19 protein-coding genes are annotated in these 22484 nt (G+C 69.3%); 5 read left to right on the top strand and 14 right to left on the bottom strand.

The window, feature by feature from the left end:
- Positions 1-6: 6 nt before the first annotated feature.
- A complete protein-coding gene (locus AOP72_RS03215) occupies positions 7-2022 on the top strand; it encodes a sensor histidine kinase (RefSeq protein WP_193746341.1) in 2016 nt (671 codons plus the stop codon).
- Here the strand turns inward: AOP72_RS03215 and AOP72_RS03210 are convergent.
- From AOP72_RS03210 to AOP72_RS03195, 4 genes are all read right to left on the bottom strand, one after another.
- Positions 2012-3244: an allantoate amidohydrolase gene (locus AOP72_RS03210; protein WP_202965637.1), complete on the bottom strand. Its 1233-nt coding sequence runs from the start codon at positions 3242-3244 to the stop codon at positions 2012-2014. The two genes, AOP72_RS03215 and AOP72_RS03210, sit on opposite strands and share 11 nt — an antisense overlap.
- The gene (locus AOP72_RS03205) at positions 3241-4467 is read right to left on the bottom strand and encodes a pyridoxal-phosphate-dependent aminotransferase family protein (protein WP_369345467.1); all 1227 of its coding nucleotides are present in this window, start codon (positions 4465-4467) and stop codon (positions 3241-3243) included. The genes AOP72_RS03210 and AOP72_RS03205 overlap by 4 nt, the downstream gene beginning before the upstream one ends.
- A gap of 78 nt (positions 4468-4545) precedes the next feature.
- Entirely contained in the window at positions 4546-6171 is a 1626-nt protein-coding gene (locus AOP72_RS03200) for an AtzH-like domain-containing protein (RefSeq protein ID WP_062132276.1), read from the bottom strand.
- Positions 6164-7261, bottom strand: a complete 1098-nt coding sequence (locus AOP72_RS03195) for an acetamidase/formamidase family protein (protein WP_062132273.1) — start codon at positions 7259-7261, stop codon at positions 6164-6166. Before AOP72_RS03195 ends, AOP72_RS03200 begins: the two co-directional genes overlap by 8 nt.
- Positions 7262-7376: 115 nt before the next feature.
- Here AOP72_RS03195 and AOP72_RS03190 point away from each other — a divergent pair, with 115 nt between their 5' ends.
- Both AOP72_RS03190 and AOP72_RS03185 read left to right on the top strand, forming a co-directional pair.
- Positions 7377-8081: a YoaK family protein gene (locus AOP72_RS03190; protein ID WP_062132270.1), complete on the top strand. Its 705-nt coding sequence runs from the start codon at positions 7377-7379 to the stop codon at positions 8079-8081.
- Positions 8082-8362: 281 nt separating this feature from the next.
- Positions 8363-8809, top strand: coding sequence for an Hsp20/alpha crystallin family protein (locus tag AOP72_RS03185; protein WP_062132267.1), 447 nt, complete (start codon positions 8363-8365; stop codon positions 8807-8809).
- Positions 8810-8911: 102 nt separating this feature from the next.
- Here AOP72_RS03185 and AOP72_RS03180 read toward each other — a convergent pair whose 3' ends face one another.
- Together AOP72_RS03180 and AOP72_RS03175 are read right to left on the bottom strand one after the other, a co-directional pair.
- Positions 8912-10057 (bottom strand): SDR family NAD(P)-dependent oxidoreductase, encoded by a 1146-nt coding sequence (locus AOP72_RS03180; protein ID WP_084631203.1) that lies wholly within the window; start codon positions 10055-10057, stop codon positions 8912-8914.
- A gap of 18 nt (positions 10058-10075) precedes the next feature.
- Positions 10076-11728: an FAD-binding protein gene (locus AOP72_RS03175; RefSeq protein WP_062136776.1), complete on the bottom strand. Its 1653-nt coding sequence runs from the start codon at positions 11726-11728 to the stop codon at positions 10076-10078.
- A 59-nt stretch (positions 11729-11787) separates the two neighbouring features.
- On the opposite strand from AOP72_RS03175, the gene AOP72_RS03170 reads away from it, so the two are divergent.
- Positions 11788-12366, top strand: coding sequence for a TetR/AcrR family transcriptional regulator (locus AOP72_RS03170; RefSeq protein WP_062132264.1), 579 nt, complete (start codon positions 11788-11790; stop codon positions 12364-12366).
- Here AOP72_RS03170 and mgrA read toward each other — a convergent pair.
- On the bottom strand, positions 12363-13403 hold the full coding sequence (gene mgrA, locus AOP72_RS03165) for an L-glyceraldehyde 3-phosphate reductase (RefSeq protein ID WP_062132261.1): 1041 nt from the start codon (positions 13401-13403) through the stop codon (positions 12363-12365). The two genes, AOP72_RS03170 and mgrA, sit on opposite strands and share 4 nt — an antisense overlap.
- Before the next feature lie 120 nt (positions 13404-13523).
- Between mgrA and AOP72_RS03160 the strand changes: the two genes are divergently transcribed.
- Positions 13524-14447 (top strand): NADP-dependent oxidoreductase, encoded by a 924-nt coding sequence (locus tag AOP72_RS03160; RefSeq protein ID WP_062136770.1) that lies wholly within the window; start codon positions 13524-13526, stop codon positions 14445-14447.
- Here AOP72_RS03160 and AOP72_RS03155 read toward each other — a convergent pair.
- From AOP72_RS03155 to AOP72_RS03125, 7 genes are all read right to left on the bottom strand, one after another.
- Entirely contained in the window at positions 14444-15544 is a 1101-nt protein-coding gene (locus AOP72_RS03155) for a LacI family DNA-binding transcriptional regulator (protein ID WP_084631201.1), read from the bottom strand. The genes AOP72_RS03160 and AOP72_RS03155 overlap by 4 nt on opposite strands.
- A 3-nt stretch (positions 15545-15547) precedes the next feature.
- Positions 15548-16402 carry a carbohydrate ABC transporter permease gene (locus AOP72_RS03150; RefSeq protein ID WP_062132257.1) on the bottom strand — a complete coding sequence of 285 codons (855 nt, stop codon included), beginning with the start codon at positions 16400-16402 and terminating at the stop codon, positions 15548-15550.
- Positions 16402-17355 carry a carbohydrate ABC transporter permease gene (locus tag AOP72_RS03145; protein ID WP_062132254.1) on the bottom strand — a complete coding sequence of 318 codons (954 nt, stop codon included), beginning with the start codon at positions 17353-17355 and terminating at the stop codon, positions 16402-16404. The genes AOP72_RS03150 and AOP72_RS03145 overlap by 1 nt, the downstream gene beginning before the upstream one ends.
- Before the next feature lie 84 nt (positions 17356-17439).
- Positions 17440-18783 (bottom strand): ABC transporter substrate-binding protein, encoded by a 1344-nt coding sequence (locus tag AOP72_RS03140; RefSeq protein ID WP_062132251.1) that lies wholly within the window; start codon positions 18781-18783, stop codon positions 17440-17442.
- Positions 18784-19199: 416 nt separating this feature from the next.
- The gene (mnmA, locus tag AOP72_RS03135) at positions 19200-20285 is read right to left on the bottom strand and encodes a tRNA 2-thiouridine(34) synthase MnmA (RefSeq protein WP_062136766.1); all 1086 of its coding nucleotides are present in this window, start codon (positions 20283-20285) and stop codon (positions 19200-19202) included.
- 117 nt (positions 20286-20402) lie between these two features.
- On the bottom strand, positions 20403-21167 hold the full coding sequence (locus AOP72_RS03130) for a tyrosine-protein phosphatase (RefSeq protein ID WP_062132248.1): 765 nt from the start codon (positions 21165-21167) through the stop codon (positions 20403-20405).
- Between the two features lie 100 nt (positions 21168-21267).
- Positions 21268-22464, bottom strand: a complete 1197-nt coding sequence (locus AOP72_RS03125; RefSeq protein WP_062132245.1) for a cysteine desulfurase family protein — start codon at positions 22462-22464, stop codon at positions 21268-21270.
- Between the last annotated feature and the right edge of the window lie 20 nt (positions 22465-22484).

Genomic DNA, 22484 nt, shown 5'->3' with positions numbered 1-22484 from the left:
ACGCGCATGGCAGTCGCAACCCGCAGTCGCAGCCTGGGGGCATCCCGCTATGCAGCGATGCTGGCCGTGACCTTCGTGCTCGGCGTCGCCGCCGTGGAGCTGGCGACTCTCGGAGAGAGCACGTCCGCGTGGTGGCCAGCCGCGGGCGCCGCCACGATCGCGATCCTGATGATGCCACGGCGATGGCGGATCGTCGCCGCCGTGGGCGTCGCGGTGGTGGCATCGCTGTCAAACATGGTCGCGGGACGGGCCGTCGACCTGTCGATCGCCTTTGGAATCGCGAACGCCATCGAGACATACCTCGTGGTGCTGGTGCTCACCCGGCAGGCACGCACGCCTCGGCTCACCTCGGTGCGTGAGGTGTCGTCGCTCGTCATCGCCGCCTCGGCGGGAGCGCTCGTGGGCGCGATTCTCGCCGGCCTCTCGGTGGCCATCCTGTCAGTCGACGACTTTGGCTCCACCGCGCTCTCGGTGTTCACGAGTCACGTCTCCGCGATCCTGGCGATCGTGCCCATGGCGCTGGCATGGGGGCCAGAGGCCCGGTCTCGCGGCCCCGCCTACCGCTGGGTCCAACCCGTCGTCCTCGCCGCCGTCGTCGCCTTCGTCTTCTCACCGGCGAACCAGCTGCCCCTCGAGTTCGTACTCTTCCCCGTGCTCATGTGGGCGGCGTTCACGCTCTCGACGCGAGCGCTGGCGATCGAGCTCGTGCTGGTGGTCGCCGCCACCACCACGTTGACGATCTTTGGGGGTGGGCCCTTCGCCGACCCGTCGTGGCAGGAGCTCAACCGGCGGTTCGTCGTGCAGGCCTTTCTCCTGACGCTCGTGGGGTCCTCGCTGTACGTCTCTGCGGCGCGACTGGAGCAGATGGTGAGTGCCGCCCGTGCGGAGCGTCGCGAGCAGCTGCTTCGCACCGGCATCGTGGGGGCTCCCATCGGCATGCTCATGCTGCGCGAGGACCGAGCGGGCAACGTGTCAGTGATCCAGAGCAACACCCGCGCCGTCCTGGAGCTCGGCGAGCACGTCGCCAGCGCGCCGAACCCCGCCTCGACGACAGCCGTCCCACTGCTGCCCGTGGACGATGCCACCCGGTCGGTGCTCGATGCGGTGGAGGAGTCCATCGGATCCCCCACCCACGACCCCACAAGCGTCGAGGTCACGGTGCGCGACCGCACGCTCCGCCTGACGGTGACGCGCACCTCCTCCGACGACGACGAGACGCTCGTGACGGTGCAGGTCCAGGACGTCACGGAGCGTCTCCACAGCGAACGGGCACTCCAACGGGCGCTGCAGGACGAGCGGGAGGCGGCAGAGCGGCTGCGTGCCGTCGACCGCGAGCGTGACGACTTCGTCGCCTCGGTCAGCCACGAGCTGAGAACACCCATCACCAGCATCCTGGGATTCGTGGAGATCCTCCTGGACGAGGCGGAACTCGAGCCGGCCGAACGCAGCCAGTTGGAGATCGTGGAGCGCAACGCACGCAGGCTCGGCGGGCTGGTCGAGGACATCCTCGCGATCACCACCACCTCGCGCTCCCAGCCGGGACCGTGCGACGTCACCACGGTGGCTGAGGAGGCCGTGCAGGACGTCCACACGGGAGCACTCCATCGGGGCGTGCGCCTGCGGATGCACGACACTGTGCCCGCATACGTGGTGTGCGTGCGGGCGGACCTCGAGCGGATCTTGATCAACCTGCTGAGCAACGCGGTCAAGTTCAGTCCCCAAGGTGCATCCGTCGAGGTCGAGGTCGAACTCACCGATTCCGTGGTGCGCATCGCGATCACCGACCAGGGACCCGGTATCCCCCCCGACCAGCTGGACGGGGTGTTCGAGCGCTTCCACCGCGGCACGTTCGCGACAGAGAACCAGGTTCCCGGGGTGGGGCTGGGACTGGCGATGGTGCGCGAGCTCGCCGGTCGACACCACTTCGCGGTGCGCCTCGAATCGGACGGCGTCAGCGGCACCACCGCCATCCTCGAGATGCCCCGGGTCGCCGAGCCCCAGCGCTCTCCCGCTACGCCGTAGACGCCAGCGCGAGGATCGCGGCCTCGAACGCGTCCAGCGCGATCTCGACGTCGTCCGCGCGGACGGCCTCGTCGCGGTGGTGCGAGATGCCGTCCTTGCAACGGATGAACAGCATGGCGTAGTCGCACAGGTCCGCGATCGCCATGGCGTCGTGGCCGGCCTTGGACAGCAGCCACATCGGCTCAGCGTCGCCCGTCGAACGGATGCCGGCCTCGACCGCGAGTGCCAGCCGTTCCCCCACCTGTGTGGCGCGCGCCTCATGCACCTGCTGCACGCCGAAGGACAGCTGGCGCGCGGCCGCCGCCTTGAGTCCCATCTCCGCGATCTCGTTCCACACCCGGTCGCGCACCGCGTCGGTCTCGGCACGCAGATCCAGGGAGAACTCCACGCGGCCTGGAATCACGTTCATGGCCCCGGGGAACGCCTGCAACCGGCCCACGGTGCCGACCGCACGGGCGTCGCGCGCCAGCAGTTCGACCGCAGTCACGACCTCGGACGCCCCCAGGAGGGCGTCGCGCCGGCGCCCGTAGGGCATGCCGCCCGCGTGACCCGCCTCGCCGATCATCTCCAGCTCGAACCGTCGCGCGCCCATGATGCCGCGCACCACACCCAACGGCCGTTCGGCGTCCTGCAGCAGCGGTCCCTGCTCGATGTGCGCCTCGAGGTACCCCACGATCGGACGCCCCACCAACGAGGCGTCGCCCACGCGCGACGGGTCCAGCCCGAAGGCGATGAAGGCGTCATGCAACGTCACTCCGTGCGCGTCCTGCAGCCCCCACCACCCGTCCTCCCAGGTGCCTGCCACGGCGCACGATCCCAGCAGGGTCCGACCAAAGCGGGTCCCCTCCTCATCCGCGAAGCCGAGCACCTCGATGCCGAACGGCAACGCGACACCCCGCGCCCTCAGCCGCCCCACGGCCGCAATGGCCATCAGCGTGCCCAGCACGCCGTCGTAGCGACCGGCGCCGGGAACGGTGTCCAGGTGAGACCCCAGCAGCAGGACCGGCGCATCGGCCGTGGGCCCCGCCAAGGTGCCCCGCTGATTGCCAGCTGCATCCTGCCAGGCCGTGAGGCCCGCATCGGCCATCCACTCGCCCACGGTCCAGTTGGCGCGCGCGTGCTCGGGCGTCAGGTAGCTGCGCTCGATGCCGTCGACTGCAGCCGAGATGTCCGCAAGCGTGTCGCAGCGCGCGAGCACCTCCGCCGCGTCGTGCTGACTCACGCTGATGCCCCGTACACCTCGTACGCCGCATCCACGCCAGCACCGGCAGGCGCCCGATGCCCGGCTCGCCTGAGCACAGCCTCGAGCGACGCGAGCGTCTGCAGCACCGCATCGGTCCTCGCGTTGTAGCCCATGGTGCCGATGCGCCAGATCTTGCCGTGCAAGGGGCCAAAGCTGGTGCCGATCTCGATGCCGAAGTCCTCGAGCATCGCGCCCCGCACGGCATCCCCGTTCACTCCGTCAGGGATCTTCACTCCCACGACGTTGGTCATCTTGTAGGCGAGTTCACCGAACGGCTCCAGCCCCAGGGCGCTCGTGCCGTCCAGCATCGCGCGGCCGTGCAGCTGATGCCGGGTCCAGGACTCGGCCAGGCCCTCCTGGAGCAGGATCCGGGCGCACTCGCGCGCCCCGAACAGCATGGTGGTCGCCTCGGTGTGGTGGTTGAGGCGCCGCTCGGACCAGTAATCGAAGATCTGCGCCATGTCGAGGTAGTTGGAGCGGATGGGGTGCGCCGAGACGGGGTCGCCCTCGTCGCGGATTCCCTCCTCGATGGACTTGCGCCCCTCGATGACCGCGGCGGCGCGCTCGGAGAACGTCACGGGCGCGGAGCCCGACGGGCCACCCAGGCACTTCTGCAGGCCAGCCGTGGCGACGTCGATGCCCCACTCGTCGACGCGGAACTCGTTGCCGCCCAGCGTCGCGGTGCAGTCGGTGTAGAGCAGCGCGCCGTGCTTCTCGCACAGGTCGCCCAGCCCTTCGAGCGGCTGCGCCACGGTGGTGGACGTGTCGCCGTGAACGATCGCGACCACCTTGGGGCTGACATCGGAGATCGCCGCCTCGAGCGCCTCTTCCGTGAACACGCGACCCCACTCGGTCTCGATGGTGTGGACATCGGCGCCCGCACGGCGGCAGATCTCCGCGAGCAGGTGCCCGAACCGCCCGAAGATCGGCACCAGCACCCTGTCCCCCGGCTCGAGCAGCGACACCAGCGATGCCTCGATGCCGGCGCGGGAGGTGCCGTCGACGACCATCGTGTGCAGGTTGTCAGTGACGAACACCTGCCGGTAGAGGTCCATGACTTCGTTCATGGTGTCCGTCATCCACGGGTCGTACTGGCCCACCAGCTGCGCGGACATGGCTCGCAGCACGCGCGGATCCGCGTTGATGGGGCCGGGCCCCATGAGCAGTCGCGGCGGTGGGTTGATCGATCCAGGTATGGTCACCTGCCCATCATGCCAAGCCCGGGTTACCTACGGGTTTCCTGAATGCGGCCGATGCGCGGGCGGAGTCGCGCCGCGCTGTCACCTGAGCGCGTCGACCCACTCCAGCGCGATGTCGATCAGCACGAGGTCGCTGCCGCGCGGGCCCACCAGGCTGAGTCCCACGGGCCCTCCGTCGCACTGGAGCAGCGGCACGGACAGCGCGGGCCGCCCGGTGATCCCGGCGACGGCGGTGATCCCGAGGGTCGCTTCGCGCACCTCCTGCAGGCGCTCGACCGACGCGTCCAGCGGCGGTGCGACGGAGCTCGCCGAGGGGAGCAGCAGGATCGCGTCGCCCAGCGCGGCGTCGATGGCCTCGCGAGCCTGGCGCTTGGCCTCCAGCGCCTCCTCTTCTTGCTCGGGCGTGACCGATGCGGCCCAGGCGAATCGCTCGGCGACGTCCTGCGCGAGCGCGCCCGGGTGGCGGTCGATCCACTCCTGCCATGACCTCGCGGCCTCCGCGGACTGGGTGTACCGGAAGATGCGGAACAGCTCGTCGGGGGCGGGCAGCTCGACGTGCTCGAGCGGGTCGAGAATGCGACGGTCAGCGCTATCGTGCGCGACGCTGCGCAGCGTGATGCCCACCTCGTCGTCTACGGCATTGAACAGGCGGGGGTCGACGAGGGCCCGGCGAGAGGCCAGGGGCCGCTGCGACGCCGAGGGCAGGGACGCACGAGCAGCCTCGAGCAGCACGCGCCCGTCCCGTGCGAGCCATCCAGGGGTGTCGTACGAGGGGGCGAGCGGGAGCACGCCGGTGAGCGAGACTGCGCCGTGCGTGGGCCGGAGGCCCCAGAGCCCCTGGTAGGACGCCGGCACGCGGATCGAGCCCGCCGTGTCCGTGCCGAGCCCCAGGTCCGCCTGGCCACTTGCCACGGCGGTCGCCGGGCCAGACGACGAGCCGCCAGGGATGGACCCTGGTGCGGCCGGGTTCGAGGGCGTTCCGTACGCGGCGTTCTTGCCCGCGATCGAGTACGCGAACTGATCGGTCTGGGCGATGCCCCGCACGGAGGCGCCGGCGCTGAGCAGCGCGGCGAGCGCATCGGCCGGGCGCTGTTCGACCGTCGCCTCGGCGAGGTAGGCCGGGACCCCGGCGCCGATGCGCTGGCCTGGCACGGCGACGATGTCCTTGACCGCGACGGTCACGCCCGCGAGGGGGCCGTCGGAGGTGGTCGCTGGCACCAGCGGCGATCCGAGCACGCGCCAGATCCGCGTGTCCATCGCGGGCGGCGGCGCGCTCACGTGCGCGGCGGTGATGACCCAGCCGCCAGGGGTGGCGTCCTGGTCCCCGCAGCGCTCCCACAGCTGCGTCACGAGCCCGCGACCGCCCTTGTCCGGTGCGTTGACCGACGTCACGTACGCGTGGGTCTCCGTGATGGGACGCACCTGGATCTCGGTGACCGTGCGCGCGGGCGCTCCCCCGCGGCCGGTCCGGAACCGGTCGATGTTCTCGCGTCCCACCAGCAGCCCGCTGGCATCGCCGCGCATCACGTCGGGTCCGGTCGCGAAGAACGCACCCAGGCGCTCGAGGTCGTCGTCCATCAGCGCGGCCTCGTAGGCCCAGAACGCGTCGAACAACTGCGGGGGCGGCTCGACGCCGTCCGGCAGGCCCACAACCCCCTGGAGGTCGTGAGCGATGTCCTCTGCAGGGTGCTCGCTCGGGTCACTCACCGGGCACCGCCTCGAAGTCGCTCGTACGGATCATCGCATGCACTCCTTGCACGAGGTCCACCACCTGGGAGATGCGGAAGTCGGTCGCCGCGCTCAGATACGCGTACGCCAGGTGAGGCTCCATGCCGTAGCGCGCGGCGAGGATCGCCACGGACTGCCGCACGCACGCGCGCATGGCCTCGTCCAGATCCGCGTCGAGTCCGGTGGGCATCAGATAGTCAGTCGACTCACCGAGTGGGCTCGCCAGCTCGCCGAAGGACCTCAGCGCCTCACGTTCCGGCACCACATCGAACCGCACCGTGGCGCGAAGCGAGGCCTCCAGCGCCGTCAGTGCGACCTCGCCGTCGCCTTGGGCGAAGTGCGGGTCGCCAAGATACGCGAGCGCATCGGGCACCTGAACCGGCAGGTAGAGCCGGGTGCCGGCCACCAGCTCCTTGATGTCGAGGTTGCCGCCGTGCGCTCCCGGCGGCACGGAATGGGCGCGCTCGTCGGTGTCGGTGGCGACGCCCATAATGCCCATGAACGGCGCCAGCGGGAAGCCCGTGGTCGGCCGCCCCCCGTCACGCCCCGGGAGCCAGCCGCGCCACGTGCCGGCGGTGTCCTTCCCGATGCGCGTGAATACGCTGACGCTGTCCGGCCCCGCTGGCATCTCGCCAGGAAGCGCACCTCGGCCGTGCCGGTTCGAGATCACGCCGTACGGCACGCGCGGGGTGAAGTCGAGAAGGTCGATGACCAGCAGGTCGCCGGGCTTCGCGCCACGCACGGCGATCGGACCGGTCACGACGTGAGGGCCGTCCTCCGCCGAGCGGCCCCCTGCCCCGGCGAACTCGGACACCTCGGCCAGCACCGCATCGGCCGTCACGCCGTGGCTGCCGAAGAAGGCGCGCGGGTCCGAACCCTGATCCGGCAGCAGGCCCTCGTGAGAGAGCGTGTCCACCACCACCGTGGTGCCGGGATCGACCGTCAGCACCGGCGCGTCACCCCTCGCGGGGATCCGACCCCACAGCGCGGTGTCGCGTCCCGCCGGCAGGTAGACCGCACCCTCCGGCACCCGTTCCCCCCGCTGCAGCACGCCCGCGAAATCGCCCATCCTCACGCCTCCCGCCTGGTCGGTGCCCTACTCTTGTTCGAGACTACCGGCGCCCCGGCCAAGGATGGCTCCACCGCATTTCCGGTGCGGGGCCATCATCCACGAGGAGGCCGCCATGCGCGACGCCCTGCGACGAGACGTCGCCCGCACGCACCTGGGGCTGATGCTCGCCCTGACGTTCTCCACCGGCGTGATCGACGCGGTGGGCTACCTCGGCCTCGACCGCGTCTTCACCGGCAACATGACCGGCAACGTCGTGATCCTCGGCATGGCCCTCACCGGCGTGGACGGCCTGCCCGTGCTGGGCCCTGTGCTCGCTCTCGTCGGGTTCCTCCTCGGAGCGGCCGTCGGCGGACGCACGCTGCGCACCTTCGACGCCGGCTGGTCGCACAAGACCACGGTGCTGTTCTCGATCGTCTCGGCCGTGCTGGTCGCCTCGGCCATCACCGCCGCCATCGAGTCCGAGCTCCCGCACGTGCTCACCTTCGCGATCACCACTGCGCTCGGCGCCGCCATGGGGCTGCAGGCCGCGGTCGCCCGTCACATCGCGGTCAAGGACGTCACCACCGTGGTGGTCACGTCCACCATCACGGGGCTGGCTGCGGATTCGTTCGCCGGCGGCGAGGGCCTCAACTTCTGGAAGCGTCGCATGGGCGCGATCCTGCTCATCGGCGCGGGCGCGTGCGTGGGGGCGCTGCTGCTGCAGGTGGACATCTCCGTGGGCATGCTCGCGAGCGCGCTCATCACCGTGACCGTCACCATCGTGGGCCACGTGTCGCGACCCAAGCCAGGCGATCTGTCCGAGGCCACCGGACTGTAGCTGCGCGGCCCCCAGCCGGCCCGCGCATCGGCCGCCCCACCCGTGAAGTGCGAACCACTTTTCATTCGACACGCCGCTCCGGGAACCGCGACACCCTGCCCTGACGGGGTGTCGCGACCGGAAGTGGTTCGTCGTTCACGCGAGCACGATCTCCCTCAGCGAACATGCCCCTGCAAGAGTTGCGCGCCCCCGACTCAAGTCTTAACATGAGTGGCATCGGCTCAACTTTGACGCCGACGCCGCCGAGGAGGCGGTGACACGACACTTTCAGGAGGTTCACCATGGCACGAGAGGTCACTCGTCAGACGGTCCCGGCGACGGCTCAGTCGCTGTGGCAGGACGACTTCAACCGGATGGTCCGCCAGTTCTTCGGGGACTCGGACACTGCGCTCGCGGGCGCCTTCAGCCCCGCCCTCGACGTCGAGGAGAACGAGGAAGGGTTCACCCTTCACGTCGAGATCCCCGGGGTCTCACCCGATCAGGTCGACGTCTCGATCGAGGAGAACGTGCTGACCGTGGCCGGCCAGCGCGACTTCTACGAGGAGTCCAACCCGGACGGCTTCAAGCGCGTGGAGCGCAGGTTCGGGCGGTTCCACCGCGCGGTGCGGCTCCCCGACCGCGTGGACCCCGACCACATCGAGGCGGCGTACCGCGACGGCCTGCTCACCATCACGGTGCCCAAGGCCGAGTCCGCCAAGCCCCGCCGCATCCAGGTCGCGACCTCGTAGGGCGCGACTCCACTCAGGGCCTCGACGGCCGGCTCCGGCCGACCGTCGGGGCCTTCGTGCGTCACGGCCGTGGCACACCCCGCACGGCTCGTGCGCACCGCCTTAGACCGCCGACCACCCGCCGTCCGAGGGCAGGATCGCCCCATTGACGTTGTGCCCGTCGTCGGACAGCAGGAACGTGATCGAGGCTGCGAGCGACTCGGGGCCGACGGGGCCGGGCATCGCCGCCATCGCCGTGCGGATGCGACTGCCCCCCAGGTCCGAGCCGAAGCTCGCCTCGATCCCCGTGATGACCGGTCCGGGCGCGACCGCGTTGACACGAATCCCCTGCGGCCCATACATGAACGCGCTCGACTTGGTGAGTCCCACCACCGCGTGCTTGGACGTCGTATAGGCCAGGCCCGCCGCAGACCCGCGCAGGCCAGCCTCGGAGGTGATGTTCACGATCGAGCCCGCATGTGCCGCGAGCATCACTGGCAGCACGGCGCGTGACAGCTTGAACATGCCGGTCGCGTTGACGGCCATCACGCGATCCCACACCTCGTCGCTGACCTCGTGGAGCGGGGTCATGTCGTCCATGATCCCGGCGACATTCGCCAAGCCGTCGATGCGCTCGCCAGCGGCGGCCACGAGCGCATCCACGTCCGACTGTCGCGTGATGTCCGCGACCACCGTGACGAGATCGGCTCCCTTGAGCTCCTCCGCGAGCGCTGCGAGCCGCGAGCCGTCGATATCTGCGGCGATCACCCGCCCGCCCTCACGAGCGATGCGCGATGCAGTGGCACGCCCGATGCCCGATCCCGCCCCCGTCACGATCACGGTCCTGCCGGCGAACCTGCCCTCAGTGACGACCTCTACGAACTCGGGAAGGTCGAACTCGTCGTCCTCGTCCGATTCCGATGCGGCCGATGCGTGGGCTGGTTCAGCAGGGGCAGTGGACGGATCGTAGGCTTCCGCCTTCACCACCAGCTGGGCGATCTTCTCCTCCGTGAACTGACCCTTGCTCATGGGAATGAGCCGCTTCATGGCGAAGTTCCGCACCGGCTTGAGCTGTGACTCGTCGGAGCCCGCCTGAGCGAGCATCTCCCGGAGCACCGGCCCGCCCTGAGGATGCGCCAGCCAGTCCTTGATCTTGGTGTCACCGCCGAGGCCGGTGGTGCCCGGGACGCCAGCGGCTTGGCCCGGCTCAGTCTCGGAGACGGGCGCCTGCGTGTCGCTGTCCTTCTTGCTGTCCTTCTTGCCGAACATGGTTCCCTCCCGATCCGATCAGACTGTGCTGCGCACCCGGGCGGCCGCATGCCGCGCGCCCAGGTAGCCGAAGACGGTGGCGGGGCCAATGGTCGACCCCGCGCCAGGATACGTGCGCCCCATCACCGATGCGGAGGCGTTGCCGGCCGCGTACAAACCCTCGATGGGTGCGCCCTCCGTGTCGATCACGCGCGCGTGCTCGTCGGTGAGCAGCCCGCCCTTGGTGCCCAGGTCTCCCGGCACGATCTGGAAGGCGAGGAACGGCCCTCTCTCGATGGGACCGAGGTTGGGGTTCTTGAGCGACGGGTCGCCGTAGTAGTTGTCGTACGCGGTGCGACCGCGGTCGAAGTCCTCGTCCACCCCGGTCTGACAGAACCCGTTGAATCGCGTGATGGTGCCGCGTAGCACGTCGGGCTCCATGCCCAGCCGAGCCGCGAGGGTCTCGAGCGACTCCGCCTCGACGACGATGCCTGCCTTCTTGAGCTTCTTCAGTCCCGTGAGCGCGACGTTGTTGAGGAACTTCTTCTGGTGACGGCGGTCCAGGATCAGCCAGCTGGGGATTGCCGGGACCTCCTTGTCGCGCTCGAGGATCGCGTGGCCCACGTCGATGTAGCTCGCCGACTCGTTGCAGAATCTGCGGCCCGACTGATCCACCATGATCGAGTAGGGGTCGGACCTTTCGTTCAGGACGAACTGCGCCTCGCCGTTCGGCATCGGCACCGAGGCTCCCCACCATGCGTCGTCCATCAGTGCAACGTCGCCGCCCGCATCGATGCCCGCCTGGATGCCGGTGCCCAGGTCACCCTCCGGCGCCGACGTGTAGCCGGGAACGCCGTGGTACTTCTGGCGCCACGCGGTGTTGCGCGCGAAACCTCCGGTGCCGAGCATGACGCCCGCCCGGGCGCGAATGCGCATCGTGCCTCCGGGAGCCGCCACCTCCGCTCCGACCACGGCGCCACGCTCGTCCTTCAGGATGGTCGTGATCGGCGTGCGCAGCCGCACCTCGACGCCGAGCTTGCGCACGGTCATCATCAGGTGACCGGCGTACGCGCCGCCGAGACCGTAGAGACGCTTGCCTGCGAGGACTCCCTTGAGAGTGCGGCCCACCACCTGCGCACCGCGCACGAACCCGGTGCGCGAGGACCATGCGCGCGTCAGGAGCCAGATGTCGTCGGTCTTGAGCGGCGCGGGGATCTGAGCCCGTGACGCGGAGAACCAGCCGCCCAGCCGCTTGGAGTCGAAGGGCTCAGTCTCGATGGCCCGGCCGCCGTCCATGCCGCCGGGCTTGTCCGGGTAGTAATCCGGGTAGTCGCTGCTGAGCGCCCACCGAATGCCCAAGCGCCGCCAGGCATTGAACACCTCGGGGACGGCGTCCACGTACGCGCTTCTGCGCTCATCGCTCGACGCTGGCCCCACGTCGCCGATGACGGCGTCCATGTACTCGAGCACCTTCTCGCGCGAGTCGGACTTGCCCACCTTGCCCATGTCGGGATGGTTCGGCATCCACAGACCGCCGCCGCTGATCGCCGTGGTGCCACCCCATTTGTCGGTGCTCTCCACGATCAAGACCGTCAGGCCCTCGTCCGCAGCGGCGATCGCCGCGCTCATCGCCGCGGCCCCCGACCCTGCGACCAGGAGATCGACTTCTTCATCCCACGTCTGCTCTACCATCGGCGTGCCTCCCATGCACTCGACTCCGGACAACGCTGTCCGGTATCTATCCTAAGGCTATGGCCACCCCACGAGGCACGAACCGCGGACCGAGCGCGGGCCCGCAGAACCGCGCGGCCCTCGTCGCTGCGGCACGGACCGTGTTCGATGAGCGCGGCGTCGACGCTCCGCTCTCCGCCGTCGCAAAGCTCGCCGGGGTGGGCCAGGGCAGCCTCTACCGACATTTCCCCGACCGCATCTCGCTCACGGTGGCGGTCTTCGAGGAGAACCTCGTGGAGATCGAGCGGCTCTCAGAGAGGCCCGGCTCGACGATGCGCGACGTCCTGGACCTCGTCACGCACCAGGCCGAGGCCGCATCGGCCTTCATCGAGACCATCGCCGTGGCGAGGGCCGATGCGCGCGTCGCCGGGTTCGACGCGCGCCTGCGCGCGGTCCTGGCGCGCAAATGGTCAGAAGCCGCCGCCTCAGGTGTCGGCCGCGCTCCCGGCGCCTCGGTGGACGACCTGATGCTCGCGGTGGCCATGGTGGCCATGGCGGTCAGCCACGCGCCGCGCTCCGAGCGCCACGCCGTCGCCGAGCGCGCGTGGCACCTGCTCGCTCCGGGACTTCGGGGCGAAGCCCCGCGGGCGGAGCCCTAGAGAGCGCCCTTGCGCGCATCGGCCCACAGGTCGACGCCCGCATCGGTCGCGTGCTCGTCGATCGCGGCCAGCTCGGCGTCGCTGAAGTCGAGACGGTCGAGAGCGCCCACGTTGTCCTCGAGCTGACGCACCGAGCTGGCGCCCATGACGATCGACGTGACGCGAGGGTCGCGCAACGTCCACGCCAGCGCCATCTGGGCGAGCGACTGGCCGCGGGACGCAGCGATGTCGTGGAGCGCCCGCAGTCTCCGCACCACGTCGTCCGTGAGCCACGCGCTGTCGAGGGACGAGCCCTCCGCCGCACGCGAGCCCTCGGGGATCCCGTTGAGGTACTTGTCGGTGAGCATGCCCTGCGCGAGCGCGGTGAACGCGATCACGCCAGCGCCCACCTCATCCGCGGCATCGAGCAGCCCCTCGTGCTCGACCCACCTGTTGAGCATGTTGTAGCTGGGCTGATGGATGAGCAGCGGAGTGCCGAGATCGCGCAGCAATCCCGCCATCTCGCGGGTGTGCTCGGCGTCGTACGACGAGATGCCCACGTACAGCGCACGGCCCGATCGCACTGCGGTGTCGAGGGCGGCGGCGGTCTCCTCGAGCGGCGTGGTCGCGTCGTACCGGTGCGAGTAGAAGATGTCGACGTAGTCGAGCCCCATGCGCTCGAGCGACTGGTCGAGGCTGGCGAGCACGTACTTGCGGCCGCCGCCTCCCTGACCGTAGGGACCGGGCCACATGTCCCAGCCCGCCTTGGTCGAGATCACCAGCTCGTCACGGTACGGCTTGAGGTCGCTCTTCATGATCTCGCCGAAGTTGCGCTCGGCGGAGCCGTACGGGGGACCGTAGTTGTTCGCCAGGTCCAGGTGGGTCACACCCATGTCGAAGGCCCGGGTCAGGATCTCGCGCTGAGTCTCGCGCGGGCGATCGTCCCCGAAGTTGTGCCACAGCCCGAGCGACAGCACCGGAAGGTCGAGCCCCGAGCGGCCGGTCCTGCGGTACTGCATGGGGCCGTCATAGCGGGCGGGATGGGCGACGTACGTCATCGTGGGTCTCCTCAGTCGGGTGCGGTCGTTCCACCGTCAACAACTGGCCGGATCATACGCGCATTCCGGCGATCGGTGCTCCCAGGAATGGGGGCGCGGTCACCGCGCGTTGCCATGACCATGCGAGCCATCACCTACGACAAGTTCGGCGGTGCCGACGTTCTGGCCCTGACCGACCACCCTGAGCCGCACATCGGCCCTGACGTCATGGTCGTGGAGGTGCATGCCGCCGGCCTGAACCCGGTGGACTACAAGATCAGGCAGGGGCATCTCGAGGGGCTGCTGGACGCGCGCTTCCCCGTGGTTCCCGCGTGGGACGTGTCAGGGGTGGTCGTGAAGGCCGGGCTCGACACGCCCGAGTTCTCCGTGGGCGACGAGGTGTACGCCTACGCGCGCACCGACGTGGTGTCAGGCGGAACGTTGGCCGAGCGCGTCGCCGTGCCGGTGAGGACCGCCGCCCGCAAGCCGTCGTCGCTCTCGCACGCGCAGGCTGCAGCCGTGCCGCTCGCCGGACTCACCGCGCTGCAGGCGTTGCGTCGCGCCGGAGTGGGACACGGATCGACCGTGCTGATCCACGGCGCGAGCGGCGGCGTGGGCAGCTTCGGGGTGCAGATCGCGCGACACCTCGGCGCCGACGTGGTGGGCACGGCCTCGGCCCGCAACCACGACTACGTCTGCGACTTGGGCGCGACGCACCTCGAGTACGGAGACGGCCTGGTCGAGCGAGCCCTCGAGGCGCGACCGCACGGCTACGACGCCATCATCGACTTCGCGGGCGGCGCGTCGCTCGACGGAACGGTCGCGCTGCTCGCCCCGGAGGGCGTGGTGGCGTCGGTCGCGGATCCGCGCGCGGCGACGGAGTTCGGCGGTCACTACATCTGGGTGCGCCCCGATGCGGACGACCTCGCTGAGCTCGCGACCCTCATCGACGAGGGCCACGTGCGGGTCGAGATCGCCGGCACGTACCCGATCGAGAACACGGTGGAGGCGTACCGCGAGCTCGAAGGCGGGCACGTCCGCGGCAAGATCGTCGTGACGGTCTAGGCCGACTCTCGGACGATCAACGTGGTGGGCATGATCGTGGTGCGCGGACGGTCAGTGTCTCCCGACAGCACGGCCAGCAGAATGTCCGCCATCTCGCGCCCCATCTCCTCCGAGGGCTGCCGCACAGTCGTGAGGGGAATCTCGCACGCTTCGACGGCGGGGCTGTCGTCGTAGCCGACCAGCGCGATGTCATCGGGGATTCGCAGTCCCCTCTCGAGGACCACCGGCATCGCGCCGCTGGTCATCAGGTCGGACGCGACGAACACGCCGTCGACCTCGGGGTAGGTGGCCAGCACCTCGCGCATCGCGCGGGCGCCGCCGAGCATCGAGTAGTCGCCGTCGACCACGGGTCCCGGCATCAGACCGGCGTCGTGGAGCGCCCGCCGCCAGCCCTCGACTCGGTCCAGTGAACTGTGCATCGAGAGCGGTCCGGAGATGGTTGCGATGCTGGTGCAGCCGCGGTCGATCAGACGCTGGGTGGCCTTGGCCGCGCCGTCGACGTTGTTGACGTCCACCACGTAGGCGTCCACGCCAGGGATGGCCGAGCGCCCGCCGAACACCATGGGCATCAGTTCGCTGATCTGGCGCAGCGAGTGGTTGCTCGTGTGGTGCGACACCACCACCACGCCGTCGACGGCTCCACCGGCGAGGTAGCGCAGCATCTTACCCTCGGGCGCCTGGCTGGCGACCATCAGGCTCAGCACATAGTCGGACTGTTCCAGCCTGCTGGTGATGCCCGCCACGATCGACGCGAAATAGACGTCGCCCAGGAACCGCGTGATGTCCTCGGGAACGACCAGTGCGATCGCGTGAGACTGCTGGCTCACGAGCGAACGCGCCGCGCGGTTGGGCACGTAACCCAGTTCAGCGATCGCCTGACGCACCGCCTCGCGGCTGTCAGGATGCACCTTGGGTGAGCCGTTCACCACACGCGACACCGTCGCGCGGGACACGCCCGCCCGGGCCGCCACCGCCTCCAGAGTGGGGGCAGCGGCCCGGACGTAGGCTCGGTCCTTGCCCGTGGTGCGCGCGGGACGAGCACTCACGTATGGCTCACGCCTGCCCACCTTTGGGTCGACGCTTGGGACCTGTGTCATGAACTAGCCCTTCAAGGCACCTTGCATAATGCCCGTCACGAGCTGGCGACCGGTGAAGACGAACAGGATGAGCAGTGGCACGGTGGCCAACAGCACGCCCGCGAGGACCAGCGAGAAGTCCACGAAGTAGTTCGCCTGCAGCATCGACAGCGCGACGGGCAGGGTCGGATTCGACTGGTCCAGGATAATGAGTGGCCAGAGGAAGTTGTTCCATGCTGTCACGAACGTGAACAGGAACAGCATCGACGCAGCCGGTCGCGCCGCCGGGACGGCCACGTGCCAGAACGTGCGGATCATGTTGCACCCGTCCACACGCGCGGCCTCGATGAGCTCATTCGGCAGCGCCTGCTGCAGGTACTGCGTCATCCAGAAGACGCCGAACGCGGTCACCAGCGCCGGAACGATGACCGCTCCGAGGGTGCCCGTCCAGCCGTACTCGGCCATCAGGATGTACAGCGGGACGATGCCGAGCTGCACCGGTACGGCCATGGTGGCGATGACGGCGACGAACAGCACGCTGCTGCCCTTGAAGCGCAGCTTCGCGAAGGCGAAGCCAGCAAGCGTCGAGAGCACGACCGTGCTCAGCGCCACCGTGGTCGAGACGATGACCGAGTTGCCGAGCGCCTTCCAGAAGTTCACGGCCGGGTTCTCGATGACCCTCATCGCGTTGTCGATGAAGTTGCCGCCGGGAATCCACGACATGTTCGGGTCACGGAGCGTTCCCGCGTCACCCGAACCGATCAGCAGCGTCCAATAGAACGGGAAGAGCGAGGCCACGAGGACCGCGGCCAGTGCCCCGTATACGAACCAGGTGGGACGCTGGATGTTGGCAGCGCCCTGCTTACGTGTGCGGGCCATCACTTGCCCTCCGTCTTGTCAGAAGAAACCAGTCGTCGGGTCAGCCAGAAGTTCAGCAGGCCGAAGACGACGATGAGCAGGAACAGCAGCCACGCGATCGCGGACGCGCGACCGAAGTTCAGCTCGCCCCAACCCGTGTTGTACATGTGGAGCGCGACCGTGAGCCACTGCTGGTCCGCGCCGCCGTTGCCCGTGGTGTCGTACATCCGGGGTTCGTCGAAGATCTGCAGACCACCGATGGTCGACGTGATGATCACGAAGATCGCGGTGGGACGGATCTGCGGCAGGGTGATCGAGAAGAAGCGGCGGAGCTTGCCCGCGCCATCGATCGCGGAGGCCTCGTAGAGCTCGCGGGGCACGGCCTGCATCGCCGCCAGCAGGATCAGCGCGTTGTAGCCGGTCCAGCGGAAGTTGACCATGGTGGCGATCGCCCAGTGCGAGGCCAACGGGTCCTTGTGCCACTGCACGGCGTCGATGCCGATCATGCCCAGCCACTGGTTGAAGATGCCGTACTCGTCAGCGAACAGCTGCGAGAAGATCAGGGCGACCGCAACGGGCATCACGACGTAAGGCAGCAGCACTGACATGCGCCAGAACGTCTTGGCCTTGAGGTGGTGGTCCAGCATCGCGGCGATGAACGTCGCGATGATGAGCTGCGGGATCGTCGAGAGGGCGAAGATCGAGAAGGTGTTGCGGATCGCGATCCAGAACTTGCGGTCGTTGAGCACGTACTCGAAGTTGCCGAAGCCGATGAACTCGCCAGAGTTGCGGATGGTGTCCCAGTCCATCAGGGAGATGACCGCGGTGTACGCGATCGGGAACAAGCCAAAGATGCCGAAGATGAGGAAGAACGGCGCGATGTAGAGGTAAGGCGAAGCCTTGACGTCCAAGCGGCCGAGACGCTGGCGCAGGGTGTGCTTCTGCGCTGGCGCGTCCACGTGTGTCGATGCCATGAGGTTCCTTTGCAGGGTCAGGAGCAGGGGGGATGAGTCCGGGCCGCCTCCCGGAGGAGGCGGCCCGGACCTCATGCATCGGTGTTAGCCGATCGCCTCGATGTCAGCGACAGCCTTCTCCCACGAGGCGGCCGGGTCATCCGTGCCCTCCTCGACGCGAGTCAGCGCGTTGTTGATCGCATCGTTCACCTGGAAGTAGAACTCTCCCTTGAACGGCGACGGCACGACGGCCTCCGCACGTTCGGCGAAGATCTCACCGATCGGTGCGTCGTTGAAGTACGCGTTCACGGCGCCGGTCACGGCCGGGTCGTCGTACGCGGCGACCTGGCTCGGGTAGGTGCCGGCGTTGGCGAACGCCTTGGCCTGCTGCTCGGGGGCGGTCAGCCACTCGGCAAGCTTGGTGGCCTCTTCGATGTTCGCGCCGGAGGCGGGAACGGTCAGCCAGGATCCACCCCAGTTGCCGCCACCGTTCGGGTAGACGTTGGCGAGGTTCCAGTCGGTGGTGTCGGGGGCGTTGCCCTCGATGACGCCGAGCATCCACGGCGGGCACAGCATCGTCGCGAAGGCACCGTTCGAGAGACCGGCGAACCAGTCCTCAGACCACTGACCGAAGTGCGACGACTGCGTCTCGGACGCTGCGGTCACCTGGTCGTAGAGCGCCTTGACCTCGGGGTTGTCCAGGACCACGATCTCGCCGGAGTCCGCGTCTTCGTACGCGGTTCCGAGCTGGTTGATCATGCCCTGCCACACGCCGGCGGCCGAGTCGTAGAACGCGGAGCCGGTGGCGTCGACGTAGTCATCGCCCACCGCGAAGAAGTTGTCCCAGTCACCCTCGAGAAGCGTGGCGACCTCCGCGGGGTCGGTCGGCAGGCCAGCCGCCTCGAACAGGTCGGCGCGGTAGCACACGCCCTGGGGGCCCGTGTCCGTGCCGTAGCCGATCAGGCGGCCATCGGCGTCGGTAGCGCCGGCCTCGACGTAGTCGACCCAACGGCCTTCGACGGCGTCGGACGACAGGTCGGTCAGGAGGTCCGAGTACTGCATGACCTCGGGCATCCAGTCGACCTCGACCATCTCGACGTCGGCGAGACCGCCGGGGCCGAGCTTGGTGAAGAAGTTCTCACGAGCGTCACCCGACTCCGCAGCGCGGTTGTACGTGATGTCAACGTGAGGGTTGAGCTCCATGTACTCCTCGATGAGGTCGAACTCGTACTCAGCGTCAGTCTCAGAGTTCGAGAGGCCCGGCGTGTTGAAGGTCGCGATCGTCAGCGATACGGGCTCGTTGCTGGTGCCGTCGCCAGCCTCGGCAGTGTTGTCGGTAGTCGAGCCCTCTTCGGGCTCGTCGCCGCTGGCACAGCCAGCGAGGGTCAAAGCGAAGATCGCGGCACCTGCGGTCAGGGCCAGCGTCTTCTTACGTCGCGTGAAACTCACGTCCACTCCTTTGTGATGAGGGTTCTTATCGGACCCATGAGAGCGCTCTCCCCTGCGTGAGAGCGCTCCCACGAATCGCGTTCACGCTATGCCCCCCGCCCCCGCAGTGTCAAACTCCGTACGCGCTTGCAAAACGTTTCGATACCGATTCGTTACCAACACTGATCAAAACGTTACGATAGCGCTGCTTGATGCGAAATATGGACCGTCATGCGCCACAATCGGGGCACGAGGTCCGTGCCGCACGCGGGCGCGTGACGCACCCGAGGCCGGGCCGCCGCGACCATGAGCGCCTGTGGCTGTCGAGCCATCTGCAGCGTGGGGACAGACGCAGTCTCCTCAGGACCCGTCGTGCGGGCGGTGCACACTGACACCGGAGCGACGTCCAGGACGTGGGGCCCAGCGAGACCCCGTCGTCAGGCCTCGCGCTTGGCGAGCGTCGCCTGCCCGAGCACCCTGGTGCCGTCGAAGACCACCAGCGACTGGCCTGCGGCCACACCGCGCATCGGCTCGTCGAGCTCGACCACGATGCGGTCGCCGTCCCTCGTCACCGTTCCCGGCACCGGCATGCCGTGCGCGCGCACCTGGGCCTCGCAGCGCGTGGGCGCGTCTGCAGACACGTCGGGCGCGAGCCAGACGGCCGCATCGGCTTCGAGGGTGGACACGGACAGCAGCGTCTCTGGACCCACGGTCACGACGTTGCGGGCCGTGTCGACGCCGGTGACGTAGCGCGGCGCCCCATCGGCGGCGGGTCGGCCGATCCCGAGTCCCTTGCGCTGGCCCACCGTGTAGGAGTAGGCGCCCGTGTGCTCACCGACGACGGCTCCGGACTCGTCCTGGATCTCGCCTGGACTCTCGCCGAGCGCGCGCTGCAGGAAACCTTTGGTGTCACCGTCGGCGACGAAGCAGATGTCATACGAGTCGGGCTTGTTCGACACTCCCAGGCCCCGGGCCGCGGCCTCGGCGCGCACGTCCGACTTCGTCTCCGCGGTCCCGAGCGGGAACATCGAGCGCGCGAGCTTGTCGGGCCCCATCACCGCGAGCACGTACGACTGGTCCTTGGCCGCATCGGCCGCGCGGTGAAGCTCTCGGACACCGTCGTCACGGATCTCGATGCGCGCGTAGTGGCCGGTGCACACGGCGTCGAAGCCGAGAGCCTGAGCCCGCTCCAGAAGAGTGTCGAACTTGATGTGCTCGTTGCAGCGCACGCACGGATTGGGCGTGCGCCCCGCAGAGTACTCGGACAGGAAGTCCTTCACCACGGTGTCGTGAAACTCCTCTGACAGATCCCACACGTAGTACGGGATCCCCAGCTTGTCGGCGGCACGGCGAGCATCGTGGGAGTCCTCGATGGAGCAGCAGCCTCGCGAACCAGAGCGGAACTCGTCCCGGTTGCGGCTGAGCGCCATGTGCACTCCCACCACGTCGTGTCCCGCCTCGACGGCGCGCGCGGCGGCGACGGCGGAGTCGACTCCACCGGACAGGGCGGCAAGAACACGCATGAGTACCTCGGGGACGGCGGCGTGGGACCCGTCCATGGTACGCGGCGCGCTCAGCGCTCGGGCGCTCGCGGCACCTCGTGAGCATCCGCGCGCCCGCCGGGCCGATGCGCGGGCGGTTCAGGCGAGAAGACGGCGGCGCAGCGCGGCGAGCGTCTCGCTGTCCCCGCCGTGGGCGAGGTACCAGCCCTCGACGCCGCCGTCGTGGTCGTCCCACGCGCGCAGGACGGTCTCGATCGCTGCGGCCGGGGCGGTGAGGATCTCGTGCGGCACCGACGTGAGCGGAGTGCCACCGATCGAGCTGCGGCTCCCGGACAGCATCCTCGCGAGGACACGCGGCATGTGGTGCTGGGTCAGCACGTAATCGGCGACCACGCGGTCGCGCTCCACTCCGAGCAGGCGCAGGGTGAGCGCGGCGACGATTCCGGTGCGGTCCTTTCCGGCGGAGCAGTGCACCAGGACGGGGGCCTCACCCCACGCGACCTCACCGACCACTCGCGTGAGCCCTGGCGCGGCCGTGGGAGCCGTCATCACGGCGTACAGCTCCGCCAACGAACTCATGGAGTCCCGCTCACCACCCGCGAACGCCGCCGCGTCGAGCACATCGACGGCCACGATGCGGGACTCGCCCGCGAGGGGGTGGATCGGCGCCTTCTCCCCCGCCCCACGCAGGTCGACCACGGTCGCCGGAGGCCAGCGCAACGCTCCACCGGGGGCCGCGTCGCCCTCCATCGGCGCGTCGGACCGGTACGCGACGTCGCGGACGATTCCCGGACCCGCGTCGGCAAGATCGCGCACGTTCGCGAGCCGAGGCGTCGGTCGACTCAGCACCCGATGACGCAGGTACACCGCGCCCCACGCGAACAGGCCCCGGAGGCGCCTCACCCCGTCACCTGACCTGCGTGACGCCAGCGTCGACGGCCGTTGCGGCCGCCACCAGGATGTCCGTGCCGCGCGGGCCTCCCGCGATGAGGGCCCGCACTCGCTACCCGAACACGCTGGCGTCGAAGACGCCCGCCACCGTGCGAGCGCGCGTCACGGCCTCGGGCAGCACCGCGATCAGCGCATCAAGGTCGTCCTGTGTGCTGGTGTGCCCCAAAGAGAAGCGCATGGTGGAGGCCGCGTCGCGCTCGGGCCTGCCCATGGCGATCAGCACGTGGCTCGCCTGCGCGACACCCGCCGAGCACGCGGAGCCATTGGAGGCCTCCACGCCATGGGAGTCGAGGACGAACATCAGCGCCTCGGCCGCGCAGCCGGGGAACACGAAGTGCACGTTGCCAGGCAGCCGCTCTGGCCCGGGCTCGGGCCCGGACAGGCGCGCCTCCGGCACCGCGTCACGCACGCGCGCGATCAGCTGCCGCTGGAGAACACCCAGGCGGTCCGCCTCTGCTTCGAGGGTCGCCACCGCCTCGGTGGCCGCCACCGACGCGGCATGGAAGCCGGCCGCGTTCAGCGTGCCCGAACGCACCCTGCGCTCCTGGCCCCCGCCGTGGGTGAGCGGGGTGATGGTGAGGTCGCGCCTCGCCACGAGAGCGCCGACGCCCACGGGCCCGCCGAACTTGTGCGCGCTGACCGCCATCGTGGCCAGACCGGATGCGCGGAAGTCCACGGGGATGTGCCCGACCGCCTGCACCGCGTCGGCATGCACCGGGATCTCGTGCTCAGTGGCGATGTTCACGATCTCGCGCACCGGCTGCACCGTGCCCACCTCGTTGTTCGCCCACATGACGGAGATCAGCGCGATCTCGTCGAAGTGGGCGGCGACTTCGGCCCGCAGCGCGTCGAGGTCGACGCGGCCCTCGGGATCCACCGGCAGCACCACTGTGACCGCGCCGTGCTCGGACTCGAGCCAGTGCGCCGGGTCGAGGCCCGCGTGGTGCTCGATCGCCGAGGTGACGATGCGGGTGCGGCGAGGGTCCGCCTGGTGACGGGCCCAGAACAGGCCCTTCAGGGCGAGGTTGTCCGCCTCCGTGCCGCCCGAGGTCCAGATCACCTCGGTGGGGTGCGCACCAAGCGCCGACGCCATGCGCTCGCGCGCGTCTTCGACCACGGACCGGGCCAGCCGGCCCGACTTGTGCAGCGCCGACGGGTTGCCCACTCTCGCCAACTCCGCGACGTAGGCGGCACGCGCAGCGTCCAGCATCGGCGTCGTCGCGGCGTGGTCGAGGTAGTGCGGGGGCATGTCGGGCAGTCTAGCCAGCG

It is taken from the genome of Demequina aestuarii (assembly GCF_000975095.1).
Taxonomy (GTDB): domain Bacteria; phylum Actinomycetota; class Actinomycetes; order Actinomycetales; family Demequinaceae; genus Demequina; species Demequina aestuarii.
This window is presented reverse-complemented; position numbering and strand designations above follow the sequence as displayed.

Coding starts and splice junctions, on each gene's coding strand:
- mnmA (WP_062136766.1), bottom strand. CDS start 20,285: ATGCGTGTTCTTGCCGCCCTGTCCGGTGGAGTCGACTCCGCCGTCGCC.
- AOP72_RS03170 (WP_062132264.1), top strand. CDS start 11,788: ATGGCCACCCCACGAGGCACGAACCGCGGACCGAGCGCGGGCCCGCAG.
- AOP72_RS03125 (WP_062132245.1), bottom strand. CDS start 22,464: ATGCCCCCGCACTACCTCGACCACGCCGCGACGACGCCGATGCTGGAC.
- mgrA (WP_062132261.1), bottom strand. CDS start 13,403: ATGACGTACGTCGCCCATCCCGCCCGCTATGACGGCCCCATGCAGTAC.
- AOP72_RS03150 (WP_062132257.1), bottom strand. CDS start 16,402: ATGGCCCGCACACGTAAGCAGGGCGCTGCCAACATCCAGCGTCCCACC.
- AOP72_RS03190 (WP_062132270.1), top strand. CDS start 7,377: ATGCGCGACGCCCTGCGACGAGACGTCGCCCGCACGCACCTGGGGCTG.
- AOP72_RS03195 (WP_062132273.1), bottom strand. CDS start 7,261: ATGGGCGATTTCGCGGGCGTGCTGCAGCGGGGGGAACGGGTGCCGGAG.
- AOP72_RS03175 (WP_062136776.1), bottom strand. CDS start 11,728: ATGGTAGAGCAGACGTGGGATGAAGAAGTCGATCTCCTGGTCGCAGGG.
- AOP72_RS03160 (WP_062136770.1), top strand. CDS start 13,524: ATGCGAGCCATCACCTACGACAAGTTCGGCGGTGCCGACGTTCTGGCC.
- AOP72_RS03215 (WP_193746341.1), top strand. CDS start 7: ATGGCAGTCGCAACCCGCAGTCGCAGCCTGGGGGCATCCCGCTATGCA.
- AOP72_RS03145 (WP_062132254.1), bottom strand. CDS start 17,355: ATGGCATCGACACACGTGGACGCGCCAGCGCAGAAGCACACCCTGCGC.
- AOP72_RS03185 (WP_062132267.1), top strand. CDS start 8,363: ATGGCACGAGAGGTCACTCGTCAGACGGTCCCGGCGACGGCTCAGTCG.
- AOP72_RS03180 (WP_084631203.1), bottom strand. CDS start 10,057: ATGTTCGGCAAGAAGGACAGCAAGAAGGACAGCGACACGCAGGCGCCC.
- AOP72_RS03155 (WP_084631201.1), bottom strand. CDS start 15,544: ATGACACAGGTCCCAAGCGTCGACCCAAAGGTGGGCAGGCGTGAGCCA.